Here is a 22,420-nt window from a genome sequence, read left to right as displayed (position 1 = left end):
CAGCTGTACCCGGGTACGAAAGTTTGTCGCGCGAATCGGAAAACCCACGTACAGAGGGGGTCCACCGCGTCTGTCGGCGTGTTGGCAACCGGCGCGCGCCAACCCATTGTGACAGCGTTGGATGTGGATAACCTGAGACGAGGAGGCGGCAATGGTCGTGGTGCGGATGTGGCGGCGCCTGTTCGGCGGGCAACCCGAGGCGCTGGATCCGGCGCGCACCGATCTGGTGGTGGTGGCGTCGAGCTTCGACGACGCCGAAGCCGGTTCGGCGGCGCTGGATCGGGCCACCGAACTCGATCGGGGCGCCGAGGCGGTGTTGCGCCACCATCTGCGCCTGCCCGCCGACCGGATCGAACAGGCGTGCGAGATCGCCGGTTACGACGGATACGAGCGGGCCGCGCCCGTGGCCGAAACGACCGGCGAGGACCTGGTCCCGATCATCTTGCAGCGGGTGCAACTACTCGATCCGCTCACCTGCTCGCAGGAACGCTCGCGCATGGCGGGGCTCGCCCAGCGCCACGATGGTGTCGCCGATGGTTGGGACGCGCTGCAGCCACCGCACCCCGCCCCTTAAACTTGCCACTCAGGCGCGACCCGCTCGTGCTGTTCGGGCCCGCGATCCGGTAGCGCGGCCCTTCGCGCAACCTGGTTGCGTCCGTCGTCGAAACGAAAGATGTGAGAGCAGATGAGCGTTCGCAGCTGGCCCCAGGTGCTCGGAACCCTCGCCGACGGTGGCGACCTGGCCGCGGACGACACCACCTGGGTGATCGACGAGATCTTCACCGACAACGCCACCGCCGCCCAGATCGCGGCCTTCGGCGTGGCCATGAAGATCAAGGGCCCCACGCCCACCGAACTGGCCGGGATGGTGTCCGGCATGCTCGGACACGCCCGGCTGGTCCGCATCGATGGCGACGCGGTCGACATCGTCGGTACCGGCGGCGACCGTTCCGGTTCGGTGAACATCTCCACCATGTCCTCGGTGGTGGTGGCCTCGGCCGGGGTGCCGGTGGTCAAGCACGGTAACCGCGCCGCCTCCTCGAAGGCCGGTGGCGCCGACGTGCTCGAGGCGCTCGGGGTGAAGCTCGCGCTCGGACCCGAGTCGGTGGCGCGGTCGGTGCGCGAGGCCGGGATCGGTTTCTGTTTCGCGCCGCTGTTCCACTCCGGCTTGCGTTTCGCCGGGGCGGCGCGCAAGGAGATCGGCATCCCGACGGTGTTCAATGTGCTCGGCCCGCTGACCAATCCGGCCCAGCCGCGCGCGGGACTGATCGGCTGCGCGTTCGCCGATCTGGCGCCGGTGATCGCGGGGGTGTTCGCGCAGCGCCGCTTCGCGCTGCCGGTACCCGGTGGCGCCGATGTGCCCGGCACGCCCGACGACTACCGCGCCAGTGCGCTGGTGGTGCGTGGACGTGACGGGCTCGACGAGATCACCACCTCGGATCTGACCGATGTGTGGGTGGTCAGCGGTGGCCGGGTCAGGCAGACGGTGCTCGATCCGACCGTGCTGGGGATCGAGCGCGTGGACCTGGACGCGTTGCGCGGTGGCGACGCCGCCGAGAACGCCCGGATCGCGCAGGCGGTGTTCGCCGGGGCGCCGGGCCCGGTGCGTGACGCGGTACTGCTGAACTCGGCCGCCGCGATCGTGGCCTACGACCTGTCGCGCGGCCAGGGCGATGTCGACCTGGATCTGGACGCGGCGCTGGCCGGCGGGCTCGAGCGTGCCGCTGCCGCGGTGGACAGCGGCGCGTCGGCGAAGTTGATGCAGAGCTGGGCCGAACTGACCCACGTGCTCGACGAGCACTGAGCTCGCCGGACGGGCGCGGAAAGTGCTACTCCCCCAGTGAGAAGCCGGCTTCCACGTCGGCGCTCGAATAGGATTTGAAGGCGATGTGGGTGGTGGTGCGGGCCACCCCCTCGACCTTGTCGATGCCCTCGGTCACCACTTCGGCGATGCGCTCGTGGTCACGGACGCGCACGATGGCGATCAAGTCGACGTCGCCGGCGCACGAGTACACCTCGGCGACTCCGTCGGTGTCGGCGAGCGCCTGCGCGGTCTCGGGGATGCGAGAGTTCTCGGCCTGGATCAGCACGATCGCGGTAATCATGGGATCAGCCTAGAACTTCCGGGCGCTCGGTGGCCGCTTTGAACGCCCGCATCAGCGCACGGCTCTTCACTCCGGGCGCCGATTCCACCGAACTCGACACGTCGACGCCGTAGGGGTGGTGCCGGTCGATGACGTCGGCGACGTTGCCGGCGTCGAGCCCACCGGCGAGCACCACCCGCCCCGGTTGCGCGCGCACCCAGTCGGGGAACTCCTCGAACACGCCGCTGCCCGCGCTGGCGTCGTAGAAGAAGTACTCGCTGGTCTGCTCGGGGGCCGGTGGGGTCGACGAGCAGAACGCCAGGTTCGGCAGGTCGGCCCACCGGTAGAGCTGCACGATGTCGAACGCGTCGGCCACCTCGGTGACCTCACGGTGTTCGAGCGCGACAGCGAAGGTGGTGATGCGCCCGCGCGCGTACCCGGCCAGTGCCCGGGCCTGCTCGGGCGTCCGGTACCGCTTGCTCTTCGGTGTGACCATGACCCCGATGGCGGAATAGCCCAGCTCGACCGCCCAGTCGATCTGCTCCTCGGTGGTCAACCCACACACCTTCACGAACATCGGTCACCACTTCCTGTCCCTGGGCCCCGCCATGATGCGGGGTCCACAGTCCATGATCCAGGACAGGGTCGCCGTCGTCGCACGAGGTGCCGGGTCCTCACCGCGCGGCCAGGTACTGCTCCTGCTCACTCGTGCTCGTCGCCGCCGAGCGCGCGAGTTGGGCCCAGCCCACCCAGCGGGCCGCACCGTGGAGCGGTTCGCAGTAGCCGTCGCTGGTCCGCACGATGCGGGCGCCGGGTCTGGTGAGCCAGCGGGCGATCACGCCGACTTCCTCCGGGGGCGCGCCACGCAACGGCGGGATCGAGTCGTCGAAGCCGGAGGCCGCGTCGGGGATGACGGTTTCGGCAGACGCGACGATCTGGTCCACGACGGTCATCGGGGGTGTACCGCGGGGCGCTACGCCCGCGGCGGCGAGACGGCCGTAGCGGATGACGGAGAATTCCCAGCCGCCCGCGCCGTCGGGGAGGGCGACGACGAGTTCCGTGAGGCGGGCCAGGGCGGCGAGGCGCTGGGTGCGGGCCAGTTTGGTGACCACGGCGGCACTGCGATCACGCAAGCGGGCCGCTGCCTCGAAATGCTCGGCGGCCGAGCATGTTTCGATGCGGTCGAGCATGGCGCGCAGCAGAGTGTCGGCGCGGCCGGTGAACAGGTCGCGAACCGATTGGGCGGCCGGGGCGTAGGCGTGCGCGTCGAGGTCACCGTCGGCGCGGGCCGCGGGGCAACCGCCGACGACCGCGGGCGGACAGGTGTGTTTCGCGGCGCGGGTGAGGCGGGTGGCGCAGGTTCGCAATCCGGCGAACTCGGCGATCGTCGAGCCGACATCGACGGCATCGATCCGAGAGGTGAACGGACCCATCGCGGTGCGGCTCGGCGTGCGCACCACGACCAGCCGGGGGAACGCTTCGTCACTCAGCGTCAACCACCATCCGCGCTTCGGGAATTTCGAGCGCCGGTTGTAGGGCGGGGCGTGGGCGGCGAGCAACCGCAGCTCGCGCACCCCGGCTTCGAGTCCGTGCGCGCACACCACATGGTCGACCCGTTGTGCCAGCGCCACCATCTCTTTCATCCGGCCACGGGTCTCCGAACCGGTGAAGTAGGTGCGCACGCGGCGGCGCAGATTCACCGCGGTCCCTATATAGAGGACTTCATCCGACGGGCCACGGAACAGGTACACGCCGGGTGCGGCAGGCAGATCGTGGGCGAAGCTTCGTTTGGCCCGCTGGGTTCCGGTGACACCGGGCAGGTAGTCGAGCAGTTCGGTGAGGCTGTGTACGCCCTGGTTGCCGACCCGGGCGATGAGGGCGTGCAGAACGTCGACGGTGGCGCGCGCGTCGTCGAGGGCGCGGTGTGTCGGGGTCGTGGACGCACCGAGCACCCGGGCCAGCACCCCGAGCCGGGCCGAGGGCGCCTCGTCGCGGGTGAGCACCCGCCGCGCCAGTTTCACCGTGCACAGCACCTGTGGGTTGGGCCACGCGATGTCCTGACGCGCGGCGGCCGCTTTCAGAAAGGCCGTGTCGAAGCGGGCGTTGTGCGCCACCAGTACCGCCCCGGCCGCGAACTCGAAGAACCCCGGCAGCACCGCCTCGATGCGCGGTGCCGCGTACACCATCGCCGTGGTGATGCCGGTGATCTGCACGATGGCGGGCGGAATCTCGTACCCCGGATTCACCAGTGTCGCGTACTCCCCCAGCACCTCTCCCCCACGCACCTTCACCGCCCCGATCTCGGTGATCGCGTCACCATCGGGGCTGGTCCCGGTCGTTTCCAGGTCGACGACGACGAAAGTGGTGGCGTACAGCGGAGTATCGAGTTCGTCGAAGGCCAGCTGTCGGGCTGCCACCGGCAGGGGTTCGGGGTCGGGCACGGCGAGCAGCGTAGGACGGTGGTCCGACAAGTCGGTCGAGTCGCCCGGTGGCCCGGCCGCACTCACCCGACGGCAACTTCGGCGCACACCCGCTCTCGGGCCCGAGCCCCGGTTGCTCCCAACCACTTTCACGGAACAGGCAAACCCGCAGCTCCGGCCACCCGGAGCGGTACACGGACGACACCGATACATTCGCCCGCCGGAATTCGGCGCGAGCATTTCGTTTCGATGCGAACAAAATGCTCGCGAACAAACCTCAATGAGACCGGGCTCACACTTGTAGTTTTCGTGCATCACCGCCGCTGATCCAGTCGGATAAGGCGCATTACCAGTCCTGGACGGCCGGACGGGGCGGCGCGCCGTCCGCGTTGACGGACGGCCGGGGAGCCACGCCGCGACGCACCGAACCCCCGCCACCTGGCACTTCACTGCCCTCACTCGGCGCGCCACATCTCCGACCAGCCCTGCGCGACGCGCCGAGACAGCGACCGGAGCTCCTAGAATTCGACCTGGCGTTATCGTTTTGTGATTGGTGTGACGCAGCTCGCAGGACGGCTGCGGCGTTATTGCCGGAAACGACTCCCGGACGCATGTCCGACTTTACAAACCACCGTGATGTCTTCGTAACCTTTTCGAGACCTCACGGAGTCCGCCGCAACCGGAAACGGTTCGGCGCGAGGAGTCCGCCCCGTCATACGGACGGGACGTCGTGGGGCAGATTGGAAGTACCGCATCATGGCGACCAACACCGTCAAGCGTCAGGCGCAGCGTGCCGTTGCCGCCGGAGCCGTCGGCGCTGCCACCATCGGCGCGTTCCTCCTGCCGGCCGCTCCGGCGTCGGCGACGCCGGTGACCGTGCCCGGCATCGGCACCTTCGAGGTGCCCAACGAGATCCCGCTGCCCCCGCAGGGCATTCCGGGTATCGAGTTCCCGACCGCGCCCGACACCTTCGTCGCGCCGCGTGCCTCGCTGGCCGACGTCGCGCTCGACGCCGCGTTGAGCAAGGTCGGCTCCCCCTACGTCTACGGTGCCGCGGGCCCGGACGCCTTCGACTGCTCGGGTCTGGTCCAGTGGGCCTACCGCCAGGCGGGCATGGAACTGCCCCGCACCAGTGGTGCCCAGCTCGGCGCGGGCACCCCGGTCTCGATCGACAACCTGCAGCCCGGCGACCTGGTGTCGTTCTACGGCGGCGGCCACTCGGGTCTCTACGCGGGCAACGGCAACGTGGTGCACGCCGCGACCGCCGGTTCCCCGGTGCACGTGGCCGCGATGGACACCATGCCGTTCGCGGGCGCTCGCCGCTTCTGATCGGAACAGCCACGGTGCGTCGTTCACGGGGAAGGGCGCACCGTGACCCTTTCGTGCCCCACTGGACACGGACACTCGCGGTTCCGTAACCTGATCGAGACCTTCGTGGCGGACGAGGAAGTCCGAACTCAGGTAAGGCGCTCGCATCAGCGAATATCGAGAGAAACGGGGCACGGGGCACAGTGACTGCACACCACCGGACATCGCACGTTGCGCGTGGTTTCGCCGGGGCCCTGGCCGCCGCGATCCTGGTGTGCGGAGCCGCTGCCGCGGGGCCCGCCCTGGCCGATCCGGCCGCCCTGCCGACCAGCGCCACCGACGCGATCGCCCAGATGGTCGACCTGTCCAGGCAGGCCGAGGCCCTCAATCAGGAATCGCTCACCGCCCAAACCGAACTCGACGCCGCACTGGGCGTGCAACACGAGGCCGACGGCAAGCTGGCCGCGGCGACCGCGGTGGCCGACGCCGCCCGCGCCGAAGTGCGCAAGTTCCAGCCGATGATCGATCGGGCCGCCGTGGCCGCCTACACCGGCGCGCGCACCGATCGCATGTTCGCCGTGCTGTCGAGCAACTCCCCCCAGCAACTGCTGGACAAGATGTCGACCTTGGACGTGCTCTCGCAGCAGACCGCCGCCTCGGTGCGAGAGTTCAAGAAGGCCGCCGATGTGGCCACCGCCGCCGAATCCGCCGCCCGCGCCGCCGCCGACACCGCGCGCGCCGCGACCACCGCCGCCGAGACCTTCCGCGCCGAGGTCGACCGCAAGCGCCAGGATCTCGGCGTCGCGACCACCCAGGTGGTCGAGGCGTGGGGTGCGCTGTCGGCCCATGACAAGTCCACCCTGGCCGGTTCGCCGTTCCCGCCCGGCTTCGACCGCGACAGCCTGCTGGCGGGGCTGGTCCCCGGCAGCGGCACCAGCGCCCTGGCCGCCGCGCTCACCCGCGTGGGCGACCCGTATGTGTGGGGTGCCACCGGTCCCGATCAGTTCGACTGCTCCGGCCTGGTGCAGTGGGCCTTCAAACAGGTCGGCAAGAACGTCCCGCGTACCAGTTCGGCACAGGCAGGCTTCGGCACACCGGTGGCCAAGAGTGACCTGCAACCCGGTGACGTGGTGCTGTTCTACCCCGAGATCTCCCACGTGGGGATCTACGCGGGCAACGGGATGATGGTGCACGCCTCCACTTTCGGTGTGCCGGTCGCCGTCGCGCCGATCGACACCACGCCGTACCACTCGGCCCGGCGATACTGAGCCACGGTGAACGCTCCGTCGCACCGCCGCGCCTCCGGTCTCCGTTCCTGGTTCTCGGCCCGCGGCCGCCTCGAGTTCTGCCTCACCCTCGCCTCGGTCACGCTGCTGACCGGCGCGTGCGTCGCCCTGATCCTGGTGCCACGCAACGCCGGGCCACTGCAACTGGCCACCGATGAGGCCGAGGTACTCGGCATCACCGCCGACATCGACGATCCCCGCCTCACACCGGTGCGCCGGCAGGTGCAGCCGTTCGGGCCGATCATGGTGCGCCGGGTCGCCGCCGGTGACCGCGACGACGCGCTGCTGGTGGCCCACCCCGGCCATTCCGCCGACCTGGACGTGCTGGAACGTGAGCTCGCCCCGGCGGTCGCGGACGTGAACGCGGTGTGGGGCACCGACTGGAATCGCGCCCCCGTGGTGATCGTGGCCGCGTCCCCGGCCGAGTTCACCGCGCTCACCCGGTCCGCGGGCACCGACACCGGCGCCGAGGTGGCCGCGGTCTCGCTCACCGGCTCCTACCCGCCGGGGACCAGGCCCACCGAGCAGCGGATCGTGTTCAACCCCGACGCGCGCCGCCGGGTCGGTGACGAAGGCATGGCGGTACTGCTGCGCCACGAACTGGCTCATATCGCCACCAGGGCGGCCACCACCGACGGGTCGCCGCTGTGGCTGCTCGAGGGGTTCGCCGAGTACATCGCTCAGCACAGCAGCGGTGCCACCTTCTCCCAGATCGCACCGACGCTCACGACCCGCCTGCGGGCGGGCGCCCTGCCCGCCGATCTGGTCGGTGACGCCGAGTTCGCCGGTCCCGATGCCGCCTTCGCCTACGAGTCCGCCTGGAGTGCCTGCGCGTTCCTCGCCGAACGGTACGGGCGCACCGGCCTCGTCGAGCTCTACGAGCGGCTCGCGACCGGACCGCAGTCCGCCGCCGCGCAGGAGGCGGCCTTCGACACCGTGCTGGGCACTTCGCGGGCCGACTTGCTCGACGGCTGGCGCTCCTGGTTGCGTGCTCGCGCCCTCTGATCCCCGCCCGCGCCCGTCGACGCATTAGGTTGTTCACTCATGGCCCGAACACTGCTGGTTACCAACGATTTCCCGCCACGGCCGGGCGGAATCCAGTCATATCTGCAGGCGCTGACCAATCGGTTGCCGCCCGAGGACCTGGTCGTCTACGCCCCGCGCTGGCGCGGTGACAGCCACGAGAAGTTCGACGCCGCACAGGAATACCGTGTGGAGCGCCACCCCACCACACTGATGCTGCCCACCCCGGCGGTACTCGACCGGGCCCGTGCCCTGCTGCGTGAACACGAGTGCGACACGGTGTGGTTCGGCGCCGCCGCCCCGCTGGCCGTGATGGCGCCGATGCTGCGCCGTGCGGGCGCCGAACGCATTCTGGCCAGCACGCACGGCCACGAGGTGGGCTGGTCGATGCTGCCCGGCTCGCGGCAGGTGCTGCGCTCGATCGGTGAGCACACCGATGTGGTCACCTACGTCAGCAAATACACCCGCGGCCGGTTCGCCTCGGCCTTCGGCCCGCGCGCCGCGCTCGAATATCTGCCGCCCGGCGTCGACCCCGGCGAATTCCGTCCCGATCCGGCCGCGCGCGCGGAACTGCGGGCCCGCTACGGGCTGGGCGACCGGCCCACCGTGCTGTGTCTGTCGCGACTGGTGCCGCGCAAGGGCCAGGACCTGCTGATCGCGGCGATGACCGAGATCCGGCAGCGCGTCGACGGCGCCGTCCTGGTGATCGCGGGCGGCGGACCCTACGAAGCCCGCCTGCGCGGCCTCGCCGAAGCCCTCGGTCTCGGCGACAGTGTGGTGTTCACCGGCCGGGTGCCATCCGGTGAGCTGGCCGCCCACCACACGATCGCCGACGTGTTCGCGATGCCGTGCCGCACCCGCGGGGCCGGCTTGGACGTGGAAGGCCTGGGCATCGTGTTCCTCGAGGCTTCGGCCAGCGGGGTGCCGGTGGTCGCCGGTGATTCCGGTGGTGCCCCCGAGACCGTCCGCGAGGGCGAGACCGGGCTGGTGGTGCCCGGGCGGTCGGTGCAGCGGCTCACCGAGGCCCTGGTCGAACTGCTCACCGACCGGGAGCGGGCCGCCGAGATGGGGGCGGCGGGGCGCGCGTGGGTGCAACGGAACTGGCATTGGGACCGTCAGGGCGCCCGGCTGCGGCATCTGCTCCGGTGACACCGGGGACTGTCGCGGTGTGGCGTCCACTACGCTCAGCGAGGTGAGCAGTATCCAGGTCGCCGATCAGACCTTTCTCGCCGCACCGCCGGCCGCGATCGCCGAGGTGATCGGCGCCGCGAACAACTGGCGCCGCTGGTGGCCCGACCTGCGCCTCGACGTGCGCGAGGACCGCGGCGACAAGGGCATTCGCTGGACCGTGGCAGGCCCGCTGAACGGCACGATGGAAGTGTGGCTCGAGCCCGCCGCCGACGGCGCGATCCTGCACTACTTCCTGCACGCCGAGCCCACCGCCGCCAAGCCGCTGTCACCGCGCGCGCTGACCGCGGCGAACCGGTCACGCCGGGTCGCGGGCAAGGACATGTCGTTCGAAGTGAAGGCTAGGCTCGAAGCCGGGCGCCCCGCAGGGGTAGCGCCCGCGCGCTGACGTGGCTGTCACACGTCTGCCGGCCGCTATCGATGCGGCTATCGACAAAGAGAGGAAGTCCTCGACGCCATGGCTCCCGACCGGACCCAGAGATCGATCGTCATCGAAGCGCCGTCGACGCGGGTGATGGCGGTCATCGCCGATCTCGAGTCCTACCCGGAGTGGGTGGCCGCCGCCCAGTCGGTGCAGGTGCTCGACACCGACGACCGGGGCCGGGCCGCCAGCGCCCGTTTCGTGCTCGATGCCGGTGTCGTCAAGGACACCTACGAACTGGCCTACACCTGGCGCGCCGACGGCAAGGCCGTGAGCTGGCGGCTGCTGCGCGGTGACCTGCAGAAAGCGCAGGACGGCAGCTACGAACTGCGCGATCTGCCCGACGGGAACACCGAAGTGGTCTACGAACTCACCGTCGACTTGACCATTCCGATGATCGGCATGTTCAAGCGCAAGGCCGAGAAGGTGATCACCGATACGGCGCTGAAGGAACTGAAGAAGCGGGTCGAGGGCTGAGCGCCGCGGGCGGTACCCGGGTCGAACTGTTCGTCGGCAAGGGCGGGGTCGGCAAGACGACACTGGCGTGCGCGACGGGCATGACCCATGCCAGGGCGGGTCAGCGCGTGCTGATCGCCTCGCTGGACCAGGCGCATTCCCTCGGCGACGCGCTCGGTTTCCGGTTCCCGCACGACCCGGGCACCGTGGCCGGGGTGGCCAGGGTCGCCCCCGGGCTCGAGGTGATCGAAATCGACTCCCTCGCCCTGCTCGAGGACCGGTTCCGCGATGTGGTGCGGATGCTCGGCAAGGGCGGCGGACACGACCACGGCATCGACCTGGCCGCGCTGGACCCGGCCGAGCTCACCGGGCTGCCCGGGGTGCAGGAACTGCTGATGCTGATCGAGATCACCCAGTACACCGAGGAGAACGACTGGGACGTCATCGTGGTGGACTGTCCGCCCTCGGCCGACATGCTGCGCATCCTCACCGCCCCCGACACTCTGCTCAACTATCTCGAACGGTTGTGGCCCAAGCACGCGCGCACGATGAGCGCGATCGGCGCCGACCTGCGTAAAGCGGTGCTCGCGGCCACGGTGGAGCGGATCGTCGCAGCGGTGACCCAGGTGCGTGACCTGCTCGCCGACCGCACCCGCACCAGCGCCCGGTTGATCACCGGGCCCGAGCAGGTCGCCGTCGCCGAGGCACGGCGGGTGCGCTCGGCCGCCGCGCTGCTGGGCCTGCGGCTGGAGGCCGTGGTGGTGAACAAGGTGCTGGCCCAGGTGCCCCCGCCGGGCGAGAACGCCCACCCCGCGGTGCACTGGTACCTGAACCGGCGTGCCGAGCAACTCGAGGTGGTGGCGCGGCTGCACGAGGAACTCACCGACGTACCGATCCTGCTCGCCCTGCACGCCGGCGCCGAACCGGTGGGTGTGCAAGCCCTCACGGCGTTCTCGTATTCGGTCGACACGCGGCCCTCCCCGCACGCTCGGTCAGCCGAATCGGGGGAACCGATGGTTCGATGGGAGTCGGGCTCCGGCGTCGACTCCGTGTACGCGATGCGGATGCGGCTGCCGGTGGTCGATCCCGGCACCTTGCGGCTGGGCCGAGTGGAGGACGATCTGATCGTGGGAGCCGACGGCGTACGCACCAGGGTGCGGTTGGCGCCGGTACTGCGCCGCTGCACGGTGGCCGGCGCCGAACTCGACGACGGTCAGCTCGTGGTCCGTTTCCGGCCCGATCCGCGGGTGTGGCCCGCCGATCCGAACTACACGAAGGCCACCGCAGATGAGCAGTGACAGGCAATCCGACCGCCGCGGCCACGAACCCGACGGCATCGCCGAGTTCACCGAGGAGCTACGCCTGCTCGCCGAGGTGTTACTGGCCCGTGTCGAACCGGTGCTGCGCCGCACCGCCGCCGACGGCGAGGCCGATCTCGGTGGCTGCGCCTGGTGTCCGGTCTGCGCGGCGGCCGCCCTGGTGCGCGGCGACCACCACGACGTGGTCGCGGTCCTGGCCGAACACGGCACCTCGATGGTGACGGTGCTGCGCGAGGCGCTGGCCGGTGTGCCCGTGGAACCGGTGCTGCCACCCGAATGGGCCGATCACGCGGCGGGCCACCCGAGTGCGGACCGGTCGTCGGCTCGCCCGGGCCGCACCCGCGCCGCCACCACCGACCCGAAGCATCACGCCGCCGCTGACCAAGCCCGATCCACCGCCGCTACCACTACTCCGACCGGCCCCCGGAGCGACGCTGCCACCGGCGGAACTCCGCACTCCGCGGGCGGATCGGTGCCCCCAGGTCAGCCGTCGAGCCGTACCGCCGCCGCGTCGGAAGACCGAGGCGAACCTCGTCCTACGACGGCACCTGCCGACCCCGCCCCTGATGTGCCGGGCGCCCGGCAGTCACGCTGGGGGGCCGGGCGCCGGGACCAGGGCGTCCCGCGCCCCCGCCGCGTCGACGAGCGCCCCACTGCTCGCGCGGCACAGCCGCCACACCTCACCCCCGATTCGGGCGAGGCTCCCGACGACTCCTCGGCCACCGGCGTTTTCGCGGGCGACGACGGCGCGCAGGTGGCCGGCAAGTCCGCCCGGCGCCGCACCGACGACCGCGCAGCCACCGACCGGGCGGCGAGCGCGCGCTATGTCGACATCCCGGTGACGATCCGGGGATGACCCAGGCGATCGACCTTCCGCATCAGCTCACCGTCGGCGTCGATGTGGGCGGTACCAACATTCGCGCCTCGGTCGTCGACATCGAGGGCGAGGTGCTCGACACCGTGCAGGCGCCGACGCCGCATTCGGCGCGCGCGCTCGAGGCCGCGATCGACCGCTCGGTGCGTGAACTGGCCCGCAGACATCCCATCGCCGCGGTGGGGCTGGCGGTGGCCGGGTTCATCTCCGAGGACCGCTCGACGGTCCGTTTCGCTCCGCACCTGCCGTGGCAGGACGCCCCGGTGGCCCAGCGGCTCACCGCGCGCCTGGGTCTGCCGGTGATTCTCGAACACGACGCGAACGCCGCGGGCTGGGCCGAATACCGCTTCGGCGCGGCGGCGGGCGGGCACACCGTGGTGATCGTCGCGATCGGCACCGGCATCGGCGCCGCCCTGCTCATCGACGGGCGGCTCTACCGTGGCAGCCACGGTGTCGCCCCCGAACTGGGCCACCTGCAGGTGGTGCCCGACGGGCGGGCCTGCGCGTGTGGCAAACAAGGCTGCTGGGAGCGCTACTGCAGCGGCACGGCCCTGGCCGACACCGCGATCGAGCAGCTGGCCACCGACCCGGTGCGTTCGGTGCTGGCCCGCGACGTCGCGCGCGACCCGGGCTCGCTGACCGGGCGCCGGGTGGCCGGTGCCGCCCAGGACGGCGATGAGCTGGCCGTGCGGGTGATGGCCGACTTCGCGCGCTGGCTGGGTTTGGGCCTGGCTTTCGTCAGCGACATCTTCGATCCCGACCTGGTGGTGATCGCCGGCGGCGTGAGCAGTTCGGCGCCGCTGTTCCTGGACGAGGCGCGCGAGCACTACGCGAACGCGGTGACCGGCTCGGGACACCGCCCACTGGCCCGGCTGCGCACCACCCAGCTCGGCGAGGCGGCGGGCATGATCGGCGCCGCCGAGTTGGCCAGGGCCGCGATCGGCGTATCCGCGGCGAGCGTGCCACAGAGATGAGGGTCACAGCCATGCCCCGCGGCTACCGTACCGGCTTGGTTGTGACCTGCGACCAGCGGTAAAGTCGTTTTCCGACGAGGCTGTACACAACCATCCCGGTCCCGGGGAAAGGATGCCATGTTCTACTGGCTACTCAAATTCGTACTCGTGGGACCGTTCATGCATGTGTACAACCGGCCGAAGGTCGAAGGGGTGGAGAACATCCCGACCGACGGGCCGGCCATCATGGCGGGTAATCACCTGTCCTTCGCCGACTGGTTGTTCGCGCCGCTGCTGAGCCCGCGCCGGATCAACTACCTGGCCAAGGCCGAATACTTCAACACCCCGGGCCTCAAGGGCCGCCTGCAGAAGTTCTTCTTCGCCGGCACCGGCCAGTACCCGATCGACCGCAGCGGCGCCAACGCGGCCGAGGACGCCCTCAACGCCGCACGCAAGCTGCTCGACGAGGGCCGCCTGGTCGGCCTGTACCCGGAGGGCACCCGCTCGCCCGACGGCCGCCTCTACAAGGGCAAGACGGGCATGGCCCGGCTCGCGCTCGAGACCGGCGTTCCGGTCATCCCGGTCGCGGTGATCGGCACCGACAAGGTGAGCCCGCCCGGACCGTTCAAGTGGCGCCGTCAGCGCGTCACCCTCAAATTCGGCGCACCGCTGGACTTCTCCCGTTACGAGGGGATGAGCGGCAACCGTTTCGTCGAGCGCGCCGTCACCGACGAGGTGATGTACGAACTGATGCGCCTCACCGGCCAGGAATACGTCGACGTGTACGCCCACAGCCTCAAGAAGGGCGTCACCGCCTCCGACCGGCAGCTCGACGCCACCCGCATTCCCGACACCGCCGCGAGCTGAAAACCTCTGTGGCCCTTAAGTAAACCGTAAGGTTTGTCGGCCAGACTGCTCGCATGTTCAAGCAAATGCCGGCCGCCGCCGGTGTCGGCGGCGCCGAGGTCGACACCGAATTGTTCACTCCCGGCGCCCGACCCGGCGGCGTGATCGACGGTGTGGTCCGGCTGCGTGGCGGCCGGATCGACCAAGCGGTCGGGCAGGTGGCGGTCGAGTTCGTCACCCGGGTGGAGCGCGAGTACGCCGACGGTGAGGAACGCGTCGCCGATCACGGTTTCGGCCGGATCCCCGTCACCGGACCGTTCACCCTGCTCGCCGGCACGGTGGCCGAATTCCGTTTCGGCGCCCCGGTGCCCCACGAAACCCCGATCACCTTCTTCGACGGCCACCACCTGCCCGGCGCCGCGGTGGCGCTGCGCACCACCGTCGACATCCACGGCGGCGTCGACGCCCGCGACACCGACCCGATCGGTATCGGTGCCCTCCCCGCCCAGCATGTGGTGCTCGACGCCGTGCGGCGCATGGGTTTCGCGCTGCTGCGCACCGATGTGGAGGCGGGTCGCATCGCCCGCACACCGCAGCAGCTGCCCTTCTATCAGGAGATCGAATTCGGCCGGTCCCCGCATTTCCCACGCGTGAACCAGCTCGAACTCACCTTCATCGCCACCCTGCACGGTATGAGCGTGGTACTCGAAGCCGATATCGAAGGCGGCTGGTTCCGCGACGACATCGACGGCATCGGAATGTTCTGGGTGGACTACACCCAGCTGGCTCACCGAGATTGGACCGCCGAAGTCCATCGCGTGCTCACCGAACTGGGCGCCGTGCGCTGACCTCGCACTGATGATCGGACACCTCCGTGTCCGATTGGTAACCTTTGCCGAGCACAGGTCGACGGGCGGGCGAGCCACCGCAGGTGGCGGGCGTCGGCGGAGGGCGAGGTTCACATGGCCGGCGGCGAATCCGACGAGGGCCGGGTCGTGCCGTTCACCCGGCGTGGCCTTCGACGGGACGGCAATCCGCCGACCGGCCGGGTGGTGCGCGGTGCCCGCCTGGCCGCGCTACCGGTCGCCTACGCCGGTCGCCGCATCGCCGGCCTCGGCAAGCGCGCCGCCGGTCGCGACCCCGCCGACGTGGAGCGCGACATCCGCCTGCGCACCGCCGAACATCTCTTCCAGGTCCTCGGCGAACTCAAGGGCTGCGTGGCGAAGCTGGGCCAGCTGCTCGGCCTGCTCGAACTCGGTCTGGCCCCCGCCCTGGCCGAGCCGTACCGTCAGGCCCTCGCACGCCTGCACGATTCGGCGCCGGCGATGCTGCCCGGCGCGGTCCACGCCGAGCTCGCTACCCATCTGGGTCCTCAGTGGCGTTCGCTGTTCCTGGAATTCGACGACCGCGCCTCGGCCGCCGCCTCGGTCGGCCAGGTGCACCGCGCCCGCTGGCACGACGGCACCCAGGTGGCGGTCAAAGTCATGTATCCCGGCGCCCGCCCCGCCGTACTGGCCGACCTGCAAGCCCTGCGCCGCACGACCCCGCTGTTCACCGCCCTGCTGCCCGGCGCCGACACCCGACCGGTGGTCGAGGCGCTGTGCGCCGAGATCCGCGACGAACTCGACTACGCCCGTGAGGCCGTCAACCAGCGCGCGTTCGCCGCCGCCTTCGCCGAGGATCCCGACGTCGTGGTGAGCCGGGTGATCGCCCAGCGCGGTGACGTGCTCGTCACCGAGTGGCTCGACGGAGTCCCGTTGTCGCGGTTGATCGTGCGCGGCGAGGCCGCCGAGCTCGACCGGCTCGGCGTGCTCATCCTGCGTTTCCTGTTCTCGGCGCCGGCCCGCACCGCCCTCGTCTACGGCGACGCGCACCCCGGCAACTTCCTGCGTATGCCCGACGGCCGCCTCGGCGTCGTCGACTTCGGCGCCTGCACCCCTTGGCCGTCCGCCTTCCTCGACGTCGCCGGTGACGTGGGCGCCGCCGTCATCGCCGAGTCCGCCACCGACCTCGAGGCCGCCATCCGCCGCCACGGCTTCGTGGCCCCCGGTGGCGATCTCGACATCACCACCGTCGCCGCCCGCCTGCAACCTGTCCGCGACGCCCTACTCGCCCCCACCTACCCCCTCTCGGCCGACTGGTTACGCGAACAGGTCCGCCTGGCCACCGACCTGCGCCTGACCAACGTCCTGCGCCAGCTCACCATGCCCCCGGGCCACACCCCCATCCTGCGCTCCTTCCTCGGCGGCCTGGCGGTGCTCTGCCAACTCCACACCGCGGTTCCGCTGCGCGCCGAATGCACCCGCTGGTACCCCGAAACCGCCGCCGCGGCGGGACTTTGACCCCGAATGTGGGCGCGTCGGTGCGCACTACCGGGTAGCACGCTGGATCCTTCCGGCATCGTTCATGCGTTGTTGCCGTGCGCACGACCACCCGTTCCCCTCGGCGGTGCACCGTGCGGTGCATGGCTGATTTCGCGATGTCCCGGCGCACGCTGTTGCGCGCCTCCGCCCTCGGTCTGGTGGCAGCTCCGGCCCTGGCTGCCTGCGCCGGTGGCGACGGCCCCGGCCTGGTCCGTGGCAGGCCGACGCTCACCCACGGCATCGCCGTCGGTGACCCACGCAGCGATGGGGCGTTGATCTGGGCGCGGTCGGACAAGCCGGCGACGCTGGTGGTCGAGACCTCGGCGACCGAGAAGTTCAGCGAGGTCAGGCGGTTCACCGGCCCGCTGCTCACCCCGGCTTCCGATGGCACGGGCCGGGTGCGGGTGAACGGCCTGCCCGCCGGGCAGCTCGTGCAATACCGGGTGCGCCTGGACGGCGAGGACGGGGCGAGTTCGGAGACACTGACCGGTGTGTTCCGTACCGCCCCGACCGCGCCGGCCGACATCTCCCTGCTGTGGTCAGGTGACGTCGCAGGCCAGGGTTTCGGCATCAATCCCGACCTCGGCGGCATGAAGGTGTTCGCCACGATGGCCGCTCGCGACCCGCACCTGTTCCTGCACTCCGGTGACTGCGTCTACGCCGACAACGCGCTGAAGGAATCGGTCACCCTGCCCGACGGCCGGGTCTGGCGCAATGTCACCGCCGACGCCAAGAACCAGCCCGCCGAAACCCTCGACCAGTTCCGCGGCAACTACGCCTACAACCTCACCGACGACAACTACCGCCGCTTCAATGCCGCCGTCGCCCAACTGGTCCAGTGGGACGACCACGAGACCACCAACAACTGGTACCCCGGTGGCACGGTCGCCGCCGACAAGGGCTACACCGAGCGCAGCATGGACACTCTCGCCACACGCTCCTGGCAGGCCTTCCACGAGTGGATGCCGCTGGACCCCGCCGAAGCCGTCGACGGCCGCCTGTACCGCAAGATCTCCTACGGCCCGCTGCTCGACGTCTTCGTGCTGGACATGCGCGCCTACAAGGACGCCAACAACACCAACACCGCACCGCGGGGCCAGGTGCTGGGGCCCGCCCAGACCAGGTGGCTCATCGACGGACTCGCGGCTTCGAAAGCCACCTGGAAGATCGTCGCCGCGGATTTGCCGCTGGGTGTGACCGTCCCCGACGGCAAGACCGCCTTCGAGGGCCCGGCCAACGCCGCCCCCGGCGCACCGTCGGGTCGTGAAACCGAGATCGCCCAGGTGCTTTCCGGAATCAAGACCAACAAAGTGCGCGATGTCGTGTGGCTCACCGCCGACGTGCACTACACCGCCGCCCACCACTACTCCCCCGCCCGCGCCGACTTCACCGATTTCGACGAGTTCTGGGAGTTCGTTTCCGGCCCGCTCAACGCGGGTGCCTTCGGCCCCAACGACCTCGACCCCACCTTCGGACCCGAGGCGGTGTTCGTGCACGCGCCACCGACGCCCAACACTTCCCCGCTGGACCCGGACTACCAGCACTTCGGTGAGGTCAAAATCGACGGGGGCACCGGAGAAATGACGGTCGACCTGTGCGATGCGACCGGAAAAGTCCTGTTCACCAAGCAGCTCGCGCCCGCGGAAAAATAGGTGCGAACTACCGTGCGCGGGAATCGCTCCGCTGTGGTTAGCTATGCGGTCATGGGCACGCCGCATACCGTCATCTCCGAAGAATATCTCCCCACCGACACCGCGGATGTTGTTCGCACTGTGCGTGATTCGCGTGACCGTTCCGAACAGCTCACCGTCGTCGGCGGGGAACAGACCGAAGAGTCCTTCGGGCTGACCGATCAGCGCACGGTGCTGTCGTTGCGCAAGATGAACTCGGTGCTCGACATCAACCTGGGCAGGCGCACGGTGCGCGTGCAGGCCGGCGCCAAACTGTCCGAGATCGACCGGCGCCTCGGCGCGCACGCGCTCGGCCTGCCCGTGGTCGGTGACCACCGCGACATCACCGCGGGCGGATTCGCCTCCGTCGGCGGCGTGAGCACCGCCTCACACCGCTACGGCATGTTCATCGACCGGATCGTGGATCTCGAATACGTCGACCCCGATGGCCGGATCGGTACCTGCGGGCGCGGTCACCACACCGAACGCTTCCACCGCATCCTGGGCGCGGGCGGGCGCGCGGGCATCATCACCGCGCTGACCCTCGATGTCGTCGAGGTCGACAAGGACCACACCTGGCTCACCACCGAAGCCGACCGCTTCCTCGACTTCGATTCCTTCGTCGAGCACGCCACCACCGAGATCACCAACCCCGGCAGCGCGGCGCTGCAGGTGGGGCGCTGGGTCGACACCGCCCCGCTGAAGGTCACCAGGCCGGTCGGCGCGGGTCAGGTGACCCTCGGCGCGGTCCGCTTCGGTCAGTGGTCGAGCCTGTACCCCACCGCTCCCACCCGCGGTCTGCGGGCCCGGCGTGAGGTCGGCACCCGCACCCGCAAGTCGCTGGGCGCGATCGCCTCGGCGGCGGGCGGACGCGCGGGCATGCCGGTGCGCAACGCGGCGGCGGGCGCGCTGATGTTCGCGCCGAAGGTACTCACCATGCGCGACGCCGAGTACCTGGCCGACACCGTCATCAACTCCTCCGAACGCGGCCCGGCCTACCGGGTCGGCGTGTTCGCGCCCCTGGCCAACTACGGGTCGGTCTTCTACGGCCTGCACGACCTGTTCTCCGAGCATCGCGAACGCTCCGGCTGCTTCACCGTCATCTCCGCGATGACCTACGGTGTGCGCTCGGAGTATCTGCGCGCCGAAGCCGCCGCCCGCGGCCTGGCTCCGGCCGACTACGGCCTGATCACCTTCACCTGCCGGCTGCGCCCCTCGGCGCTGCCCTCCGAGCAGCTGCGCGAGATCGTCGCGGGCATCGACGACATCTGCCGCTCCGAACAGGCGCTGCGCTACAGCGTCTGAGTCCACGCCACCAGGCGCCCGGCCGAATGTTCGGCCGGGCGTCTGGCGTATGTGCGTGCGCACCGGGAATGTGATACACGCCGAAACCGCTGTTCAGCATGGGTTTCCCGGGACGGCCCCGGTGGTCGCGCAGATTCGGGCTCCCAGTGGATGGGACATCACGCTCTACGGTTGACCGCGAGAACGTGTGATGTCGCTTACGCATTCGGATCGCTATTCGAATGCGAGCCGCATCCCCGAAAGGACCACTGATGGTCGCTTCCACTCCGTCAGCCGCTCAACCGCGCTGGACGCCACGCCTGATCTTCTCCCTTGCCTCGATCGTGCTGCTACTGGAAATGCTCGCGGTGAGCTACATGATGATCTCCACCGCACTACCTTCGATCGCCGCGCACTACCAGACCACCCAGGGCGCCTGGCTGCTGACATCGTTCCTGCTGGTCGGTGCCGTCACCGCACCGCTGATCGGCAAGCTGGCCGACATGTACGGCAAGCGCAAGGCCCTACTCGGCTGCGTGACCGTGGCAGCGGCGGGGTCGTTGTTGTCCGCGGTCGCGGGCAGCTACGCGGTGCTGATCGCCGGTCGCGCGCTCACGGGCCTGCTCATCCCCTGCCTGTTCCTGAGCTACTCGCTGATTCGCGACGTGTTCCCGGCGAAGACGATCGCGCTGGCGGTCAGCATCGCGACCAGCGGCATGGGGTTGATCGCGATTCCGGCACCGTTCCTCACCGGCTGGCTGATCGACAATCACGGGTTCCGCAGCATCTTCTGGTTCTTCGTCATCGGTCTGACGATCCTGGGCGCGCTGATCTTGTTCAGCACCGCCGAATCCGAGGTGCGACTGAGCTCGCGCATCGATCCGATCGGGGCGCTGCTGCTCGGCGGCGGTATCGCCGGGATCCTCATCGCCGTCAGCTTCGGACCGATCTGGGGCTGGCGTGACAGTTCCACCCTGGCCTACCTGGCCGGCGGTGTGGCTCTGCTGGTGGTGTGGCTGGTGACCGCCAGGATGATCCGCGAACCGCTGATCGACCTCGAGGTACTCGGTCGGCGTTCGGTGCTGCTCACGACGATCGCCGCCGGGCTCTGTTACGGCGCCAGCGGACTGTTCACCATCCTGCTGCCGATGATGGCGATGACACCGGAGGTGCTCGGCCTCGGTTACGGATTCGGTGTGACGGCAGAGGGTTTCGCGATCTTCCAGGCACCGGTGGGCCTGATGGTCGTGGTCGGCGGTGTGCTCGTCGGTGTCCTGGTCGGCCGGCGCGCTGCCCGGCCGCGCCCGCTGATGGTCGGGGGCATGCTCCTGATGGCGCTCGGCTTCGCGCTGACCGCCGCCGTACACGACAGCAAGCCCTTGCTGATCATCTTCGCGGGCCTCTTCGGTACCGGTATGGGCATGTCCTACGCCGCGATCCCGAACCTGCTGATCGAAGCCGTACCGCCCCAGCTGCAGGCCACCACCGCGAGCCTCGTCGGGGTCTCGCAGAGCGTGGTCCCCGCCATCCTGCCGGTCATCGCGTTCACCGTCATGAACAACTCCTACATCGCCGCGATCCCGCCGGAAATGACCCAGGGTGCGGTGTTCTATGTGGAACGTGGTTTCACGATCGCCTTCCTGATCGGCGCGGTGGCGGCCCTGATCGGTGCGGTGGTCGCGGTGGCACTGCCCCGCCGGATCGTGCAGCTGTCCGCACCGGCCGAGGCGGCGGGGCCCGACGAGGAAGGGCTGGTGTTCGCGCGCTGAGCCCTACCGACATGATCGCCGCAGCCCTGTCTCCCGACAGGGTTGCGGCGACCGTCGCCCGGGCCCGCCGGGGTTCGGACTCATTTCGCGGCTACGACACCGGTGCGCCGCGCGGCACGGTAGGCCGCCGGTGTCACCCCGTACTCGGCCCGGAATCCGCGTGCGAACTGATCGGTCGAACGGAACCCGCACGTCGCGGCGATATCGCGAATACTGCGCGCGCTTTCGCCCAGCGCGGTCGCCGCGGCGACCAGCCTGCGGGTGCGGATGAGCCCGGCCACGGACAGGCCCTGCAGTTCGAACGCCCGGAACAGCGTGCGCCTGCTGACGTGGAGCCGCAGCGCGATGGCGTCGGGATTCACGGCCGGGTCGGTGAAACTGCGGTCTATGACGTCGATCGCGCGGCGCCGCAACACTTGCTCCGCCGTCAGTTCGACCGCCGCCCCGGCGAGGTCGCGCTCCAGCAACGCCACCACAGCGGCCCGGAACACGATCTCGTCGATCCGCGCGACGACCCCCAGGTGCGCGGGACTCGTTGCCCCACAGGCCAGATCGCAGGCGAACAGCAACGCCGATACCGCGGCTCCCGACAACGGCCAGGAACGCCCGCCCGCCGCGGTGACGTCGAGACCCCATGCCGTCAGCGCGGCCACCGACACGTAGAGGTGCAGCACGTCCGCCGCGGACGCCTGGCCCCGCGAGAGCACCGACCGGAACGGGTTGTCCAAGCAGACCGCGAAGGCCTCGCCCGCCACCGCGGCCGACCGGATGCCCCGCTGTTCGACAGTGACGCGGCCACCGATCACCAAGCTCAGCTGCAGGTACCGGCCATAATGGTCGTGGATGGCGTACGCATCGCGCTCGGCGGCGATGTTCGAGGTTCGCAGCCGAGCGACCAGCACCGACCCGGTGCTCAGAGTCCACAGCGTCGCGGCGAAGTTCTCCTGCGCCCGTAGCCGGCAACCGAAGGCGACACGATTCAGGTCGCGCGGTCCGCACAGCTCCACGCCCCGGCTACCACCTCCGTCGGCGGTGTCGAAAAGGCAGGCGAATTCTCGGTGCGCGGGTTCACTCGCTGATTGCCGCGAACCGGGCAAGCCGGACACATCGGGATGTGCGTCGTCGGTGCCGACGCGGGTACGGGGCCCATATCTCC

At 70.0% G+C, this 22,420-nt stretch carries 21 protein-coding genes; 17 read left to right on the top strand and 4 right to left on the bottom strand.

Annotated features, from left to right (window positions below; genetic code table 11):
• The first annotated feature begins 151 nt into the window (after positions 1-151).
• Together ACFO5K_RS09595 and trpD are read left to right on the top strand one after the other, a co-directional pair.
• A complete protein-coding gene (locus tag ACFO5K_RS09595) occupies positions 152-574 on the top strand; it encodes a hypothetical protein (protein WP_378559219.1) in 423 nt (140 codons plus the stop codon).
• A 111-nt stretch (positions 575-685) separates the two neighbouring features.
• Positions 686-1,804 (top strand): anthranilate phosphoribosyltransferase, encoded by a 1,119-nt coding sequence (gene trpD, locus ACFO5K_RS09590; protein WP_378559217.1) that lies wholly within the window; start codon positions 686-688, stop codon positions 1,802-1,804.
• 25 nt (positions 1,805-1,829) lie between these two features.
• Here trpD and ACFO5K_RS09585 read toward each other — a convergent pair whose 3' ends face one another.
• The 3 genes from ACFO5K_RS09585 to ACFO5K_RS09575 all read right to left on the bottom strand — a co-directional run bounded on the left by ACFO5K_RS09585 (position 1,830) and on the right by ACFO5K_RS09575 (position 4,525).
• A complete protein-coding gene (locus ACFO5K_RS09585) occupies positions 1,830-2,105 on the bottom strand; it encodes an Lrp/AsnC family transcriptional regulator (RefSeq protein ID WP_378559214.1) in 276 nt (91 codons plus the stop codon).
• A gap of 4 nt (positions 2,106-2,109) precedes the next feature.
• Positions 2,110-2,640 (bottom strand): phosphoribosylanthranilate isomerase, encoded by a 531-nt coding sequence (gene trpF / locus ACFO5K_RS09580; RefSeq protein ID WP_378559212.1) that lies wholly within the window; start codon positions 2,638-2,640, stop codon positions 2,110-2,112.
• A gap of 118 nt (positions 2,641-2,758) precedes the next feature.
• A complete protein-coding gene (locus ACFO5K_RS09575) occupies positions 2,759-4,525 on the bottom strand; it encodes a DEDD exonuclease domain-containing protein (RefSeq protein WP_378559209.1) in 1,767 nt (588 codons plus the stop codon).
• A 735-nt stretch (positions 4,526-5,260) separates the two neighbouring features.
• Between ACFO5K_RS09575 and ACFO5K_RS09570 the strand changes: the two genes are divergently transcribed.
• From ACFO5K_RS09570 to ACFO5K_RS09500, 15 genes are all read left to right on the top strand, one after another.
• Entirely contained in the window at positions 5,261-5,833 is a 573-nt protein-coding gene (locus ACFO5K_RS09570) for a C40 family peptidase (RefSeq protein ID WP_378559206.1), read from the top strand.
• A gap of 182 nt (positions 5,834-6,015) precedes the next feature.
• Positions 6,016-7,080, top strand: a complete 1,065-nt coding sequence (locus ACFO5K_RS09565; protein ID WP_378559203.1) for an NlpC/P60 family protein — start codon at positions 6,016-6,018, stop codon at positions 7,078-7,080.
• Between the two features lie 6 nt (positions 7,081-7,086).
• Positions 7,087-8,103, top strand: coding sequence for a hypothetical protein (locus ACFO5K_RS09560; protein ID WP_378559200.1), 1,017 nt, complete (start codon positions 7,087-7,089; stop codon positions 8,101-8,103).
• 39 nt (positions 8,104-8,142) lie between these two features.
• Positions 8,143-9,270: a glycosyltransferase family 4 protein gene (locus tag ACFO5K_RS09555; RefSeq protein ID WP_378559197.1), complete on the top strand. Its 1,128-nt coding sequence runs from the start codon at positions 8,143-8,145 to the stop codon at positions 9,268-9,270.
• Between the two features lie 43 nt (positions 9,271-9,313).
• On the top strand, positions 9,314-9,697 hold the full coding sequence (locus ACFO5K_RS09550; protein ID WP_378559195.1) for a polyketide cyclase / dehydrase and lipid transport: 384 nt from the start codon (positions 9,314-9,316) through the stop codon (positions 9,695-9,697).
• Positions 9,698-9,766: 69 nt separating this feature from the next.
• Positions 9,767-10,207 (top strand): SRPBCC family protein, encoded by a 441-nt coding sequence (locus ACFO5K_RS09545; protein ID WP_378559192.1) that lies wholly within the window; start codon positions 9,767-9,769, stop codon positions 10,205-10,207.
• The gene (locus ACFO5K_RS09540; RefSeq protein ID WP_378559343.1) at positions 10,204-11,484 is read left to right on the top strand and encodes an ArsA family ATPase; all 1,281 of its coding nucleotides are present in this window, start codon (positions 10,204-10,206) and stop codon (positions 11,482-11,484) included. The genes ACFO5K_RS09545 and ACFO5K_RS09540 overlap by 4 nt, the downstream gene beginning before the upstream one ends.
• Entirely contained in the window at positions 11,474-12,361 is an 888-nt protein-coding gene (locus ACFO5K_RS09535; RefSeq protein ID WP_378559189.1) for a hypothetical protein, read from the top strand. Before ACFO5K_RS09540 ends, ACFO5K_RS09535 begins: the two co-directional genes overlap by 11 nt.
• Positions 12,358-13,353 (top strand): ROK family protein, encoded by a 996-nt coding sequence (locus ACFO5K_RS09530; RefSeq protein ID WP_378559186.1) that lies wholly within the window; start codon positions 12,358-12,360, stop codon positions 13,351-13,353. The genes ACFO5K_RS09535 and ACFO5K_RS09530 overlap by 4 nt, the downstream gene beginning before the upstream one ends.
• Before the next feature lie 117 nt (positions 13,354-13,470).
• On the top strand, positions 13,471-14,199 hold the full coding sequence (locus ACFO5K_RS09525) for a lysophospholipid acyltransferase family protein (protein ID WP_378559183.1): 729 nt from the start codon (positions 13,471-13,473) through the stop codon (positions 14,197-14,199).
• A 53-nt stretch (positions 14,200-14,252) separates the two neighbouring features.
• A complete protein-coding gene (locus tag ACFO5K_RS09520) occupies positions 14,253-15,026 on the top strand; it encodes a sporulation protein (RefSeq protein ID WP_378559180.1) in 774 nt (257 codons plus the stop codon).
• 114 nt (positions 15,027-15,140) lie between these two features.
• A complete protein-coding gene (locus ACFO5K_RS09515) occupies positions 15,141-16,520 on the top strand; it encodes an ABC1 kinase family protein (RefSeq protein WP_378559177.1) in 1,380 nt (459 codons plus the stop codon).
• A 122-nt stretch (positions 16,521-16,642) separates the two neighbouring features.
• On the top strand, positions 16,643-18,193 hold the full coding sequence (locus ACFO5K_RS09510) for an alkaline phosphatase D family protein (protein ID WP_378559174.1): 1,551 nt from the start codon (positions 16,643-16,645) through the stop codon (positions 18,191-18,193).
• A 51-nt stretch (positions 18,194-18,244) separates the two neighbouring features.
• Positions 18,245-19,516 (top strand): FAD-dependent oxidoreductase, encoded by a 1,272-nt coding sequence (locus ACFO5K_RS09505; RefSeq protein ID WP_378559171.1) that lies wholly within the window; start codon positions 18,245-18,247, stop codon positions 19,514-19,516.
• Positions 19,517-19,767: 251 nt separating this feature from the next.
• Positions 19,768-21,264: an MFS transporter gene (locus tag ACFO5K_RS09500; protein ID WP_378559168.1), complete on the top strand. Its 1,497-nt coding sequence runs from the start codon at positions 19,768-19,770 to the stop codon at positions 21,262-21,264.
• An 80-nt stretch (positions 21,265-21,344) separates the two neighbouring features.
• Here the strand turns inward: ACFO5K_RS09500 and ACFO5K_RS09495 are convergent, their stop codons facing one another.
• The gene (locus ACFO5K_RS09495) at positions 21,345-22,271 is read right to left on the bottom strand and encodes a helix-turn-helix transcriptional regulator (RefSeq protein WP_378559165.1); all 927 of its coding nucleotides are present in this window, start codon (positions 22,269-22,271) and stop codon (positions 21,345-21,347) included.
• Positions 22,272-22,420: the final 149 nt, after the last annotated feature.

The organism is Nocardia halotolerans (genome assembly GCF_042650145.1).
Classification (GTDB): domain Bacteria; phylum Actinomycetota; class Actinomycetes; order Mycobacteriales; family Mycobacteriaceae; genus Nocardia; species Nocardia halotolerans.
The sequence above is the reverse complement of the archived record's forward strand: the minus strand, read 5'-3'. Positions and strand labels throughout refer to the sequence as shown.

Bases quoted from the DNA above. Each gene is read 5' to 3' on its own strand.
- ACFO5K_RS09595 (WP_378559219.1), top strand. From the start codon at position 152: ATGGTCGTGGTGCGGATGTGGCGGCGCCTGTTCGGCGGGCAACCCGAG.
- trpD (WP_378559217.1), top strand. From the start codon at position 686: ATGAGCGTTCGCAGCTGGCCCCAGGTGCTCGGAACCCTCGCCGACGGT.
- ACFO5K_RS09585 (WP_378559214.1), bottom strand. From the start codon at position 2,105: ATGATTACCGCGATCGTGCTGATCCAGGCCGAGAACTCTCGCATCCCC.
- ACFO5K_RS09570 (WP_378559206.1), top strand. From the start codon at position 5,261: ATGGCGACCAACACCGTCAAGCGTCAGGCGCAGCGTGCCGTTGCCGCC.
- ACFO5K_RS09555 (WP_378559197.1), top strand. From the start codon at position 8,143: ATGGCCCGAACACTGCTGGTTACCAACGATTTCCCGCCACGGCCGGGC.
- ACFO5K_RS09545 (WP_378559192.1), top strand. From the start codon at position 9,767: ATGGCTCCCGACCGGACCCAGAGATCGATCGTCATCGAAGCGCCGTCG.
- ACFO5K_RS09535 (WP_378559189.1), top strand. From the start codon at position 11,474: ATGAGCAGTGACAGGCAATCCGACCGCCGCGGCCACGAACCCGACGGC.
- ACFO5K_RS09530 (WP_378559186.1), top strand. From the start codon at position 12,358: ATGACCCAGGCGATCGACCTTCCGCATCAGCTCACCGTCGGCGTCGAT.
- ACFO5K_RS09525 (WP_378559183.1), top strand. From the start codon at position 13,471: ATGTTCTACTGGCTACTCAAATTCGTACTCGTGGGACCGTTCATGCAT.
- ACFO5K_RS09520 (WP_378559180.1), top strand. From the start codon at position 14,253: ATGTTCAAGCAAATGCCGGCCGCCGCCGGTGTCGGCGGCGCCGAGGTC.
- ACFO5K_RS09515 (WP_378559177.1), top strand. From the start codon at position 15,141: ATGGCCGGCGGCGAATCCGACGAGGGCCGGGTCGTGCCGTTCACCCGG.
- ACFO5K_RS09510 (WP_378559174.1), top strand. From the start codon at position 16,643: ATGGCTGATTTCGCGATGTCCCGGCGCACGCTGTTGCGCGCCTCCGCC.
- ACFO5K_RS09505 (WP_378559171.1), top strand. From the start codon at position 18,245: ATGGGCACGCCGCATACCGTCATCTCCGAAGAATATCTCCCCACCGAC.
- ACFO5K_RS09500 (WP_378559168.1), top strand. From the start codon at position 19,768: ATGGTCGCTTCCACTCCGTCAGCCGCTCAACCGCGCTGGACGCCACGC.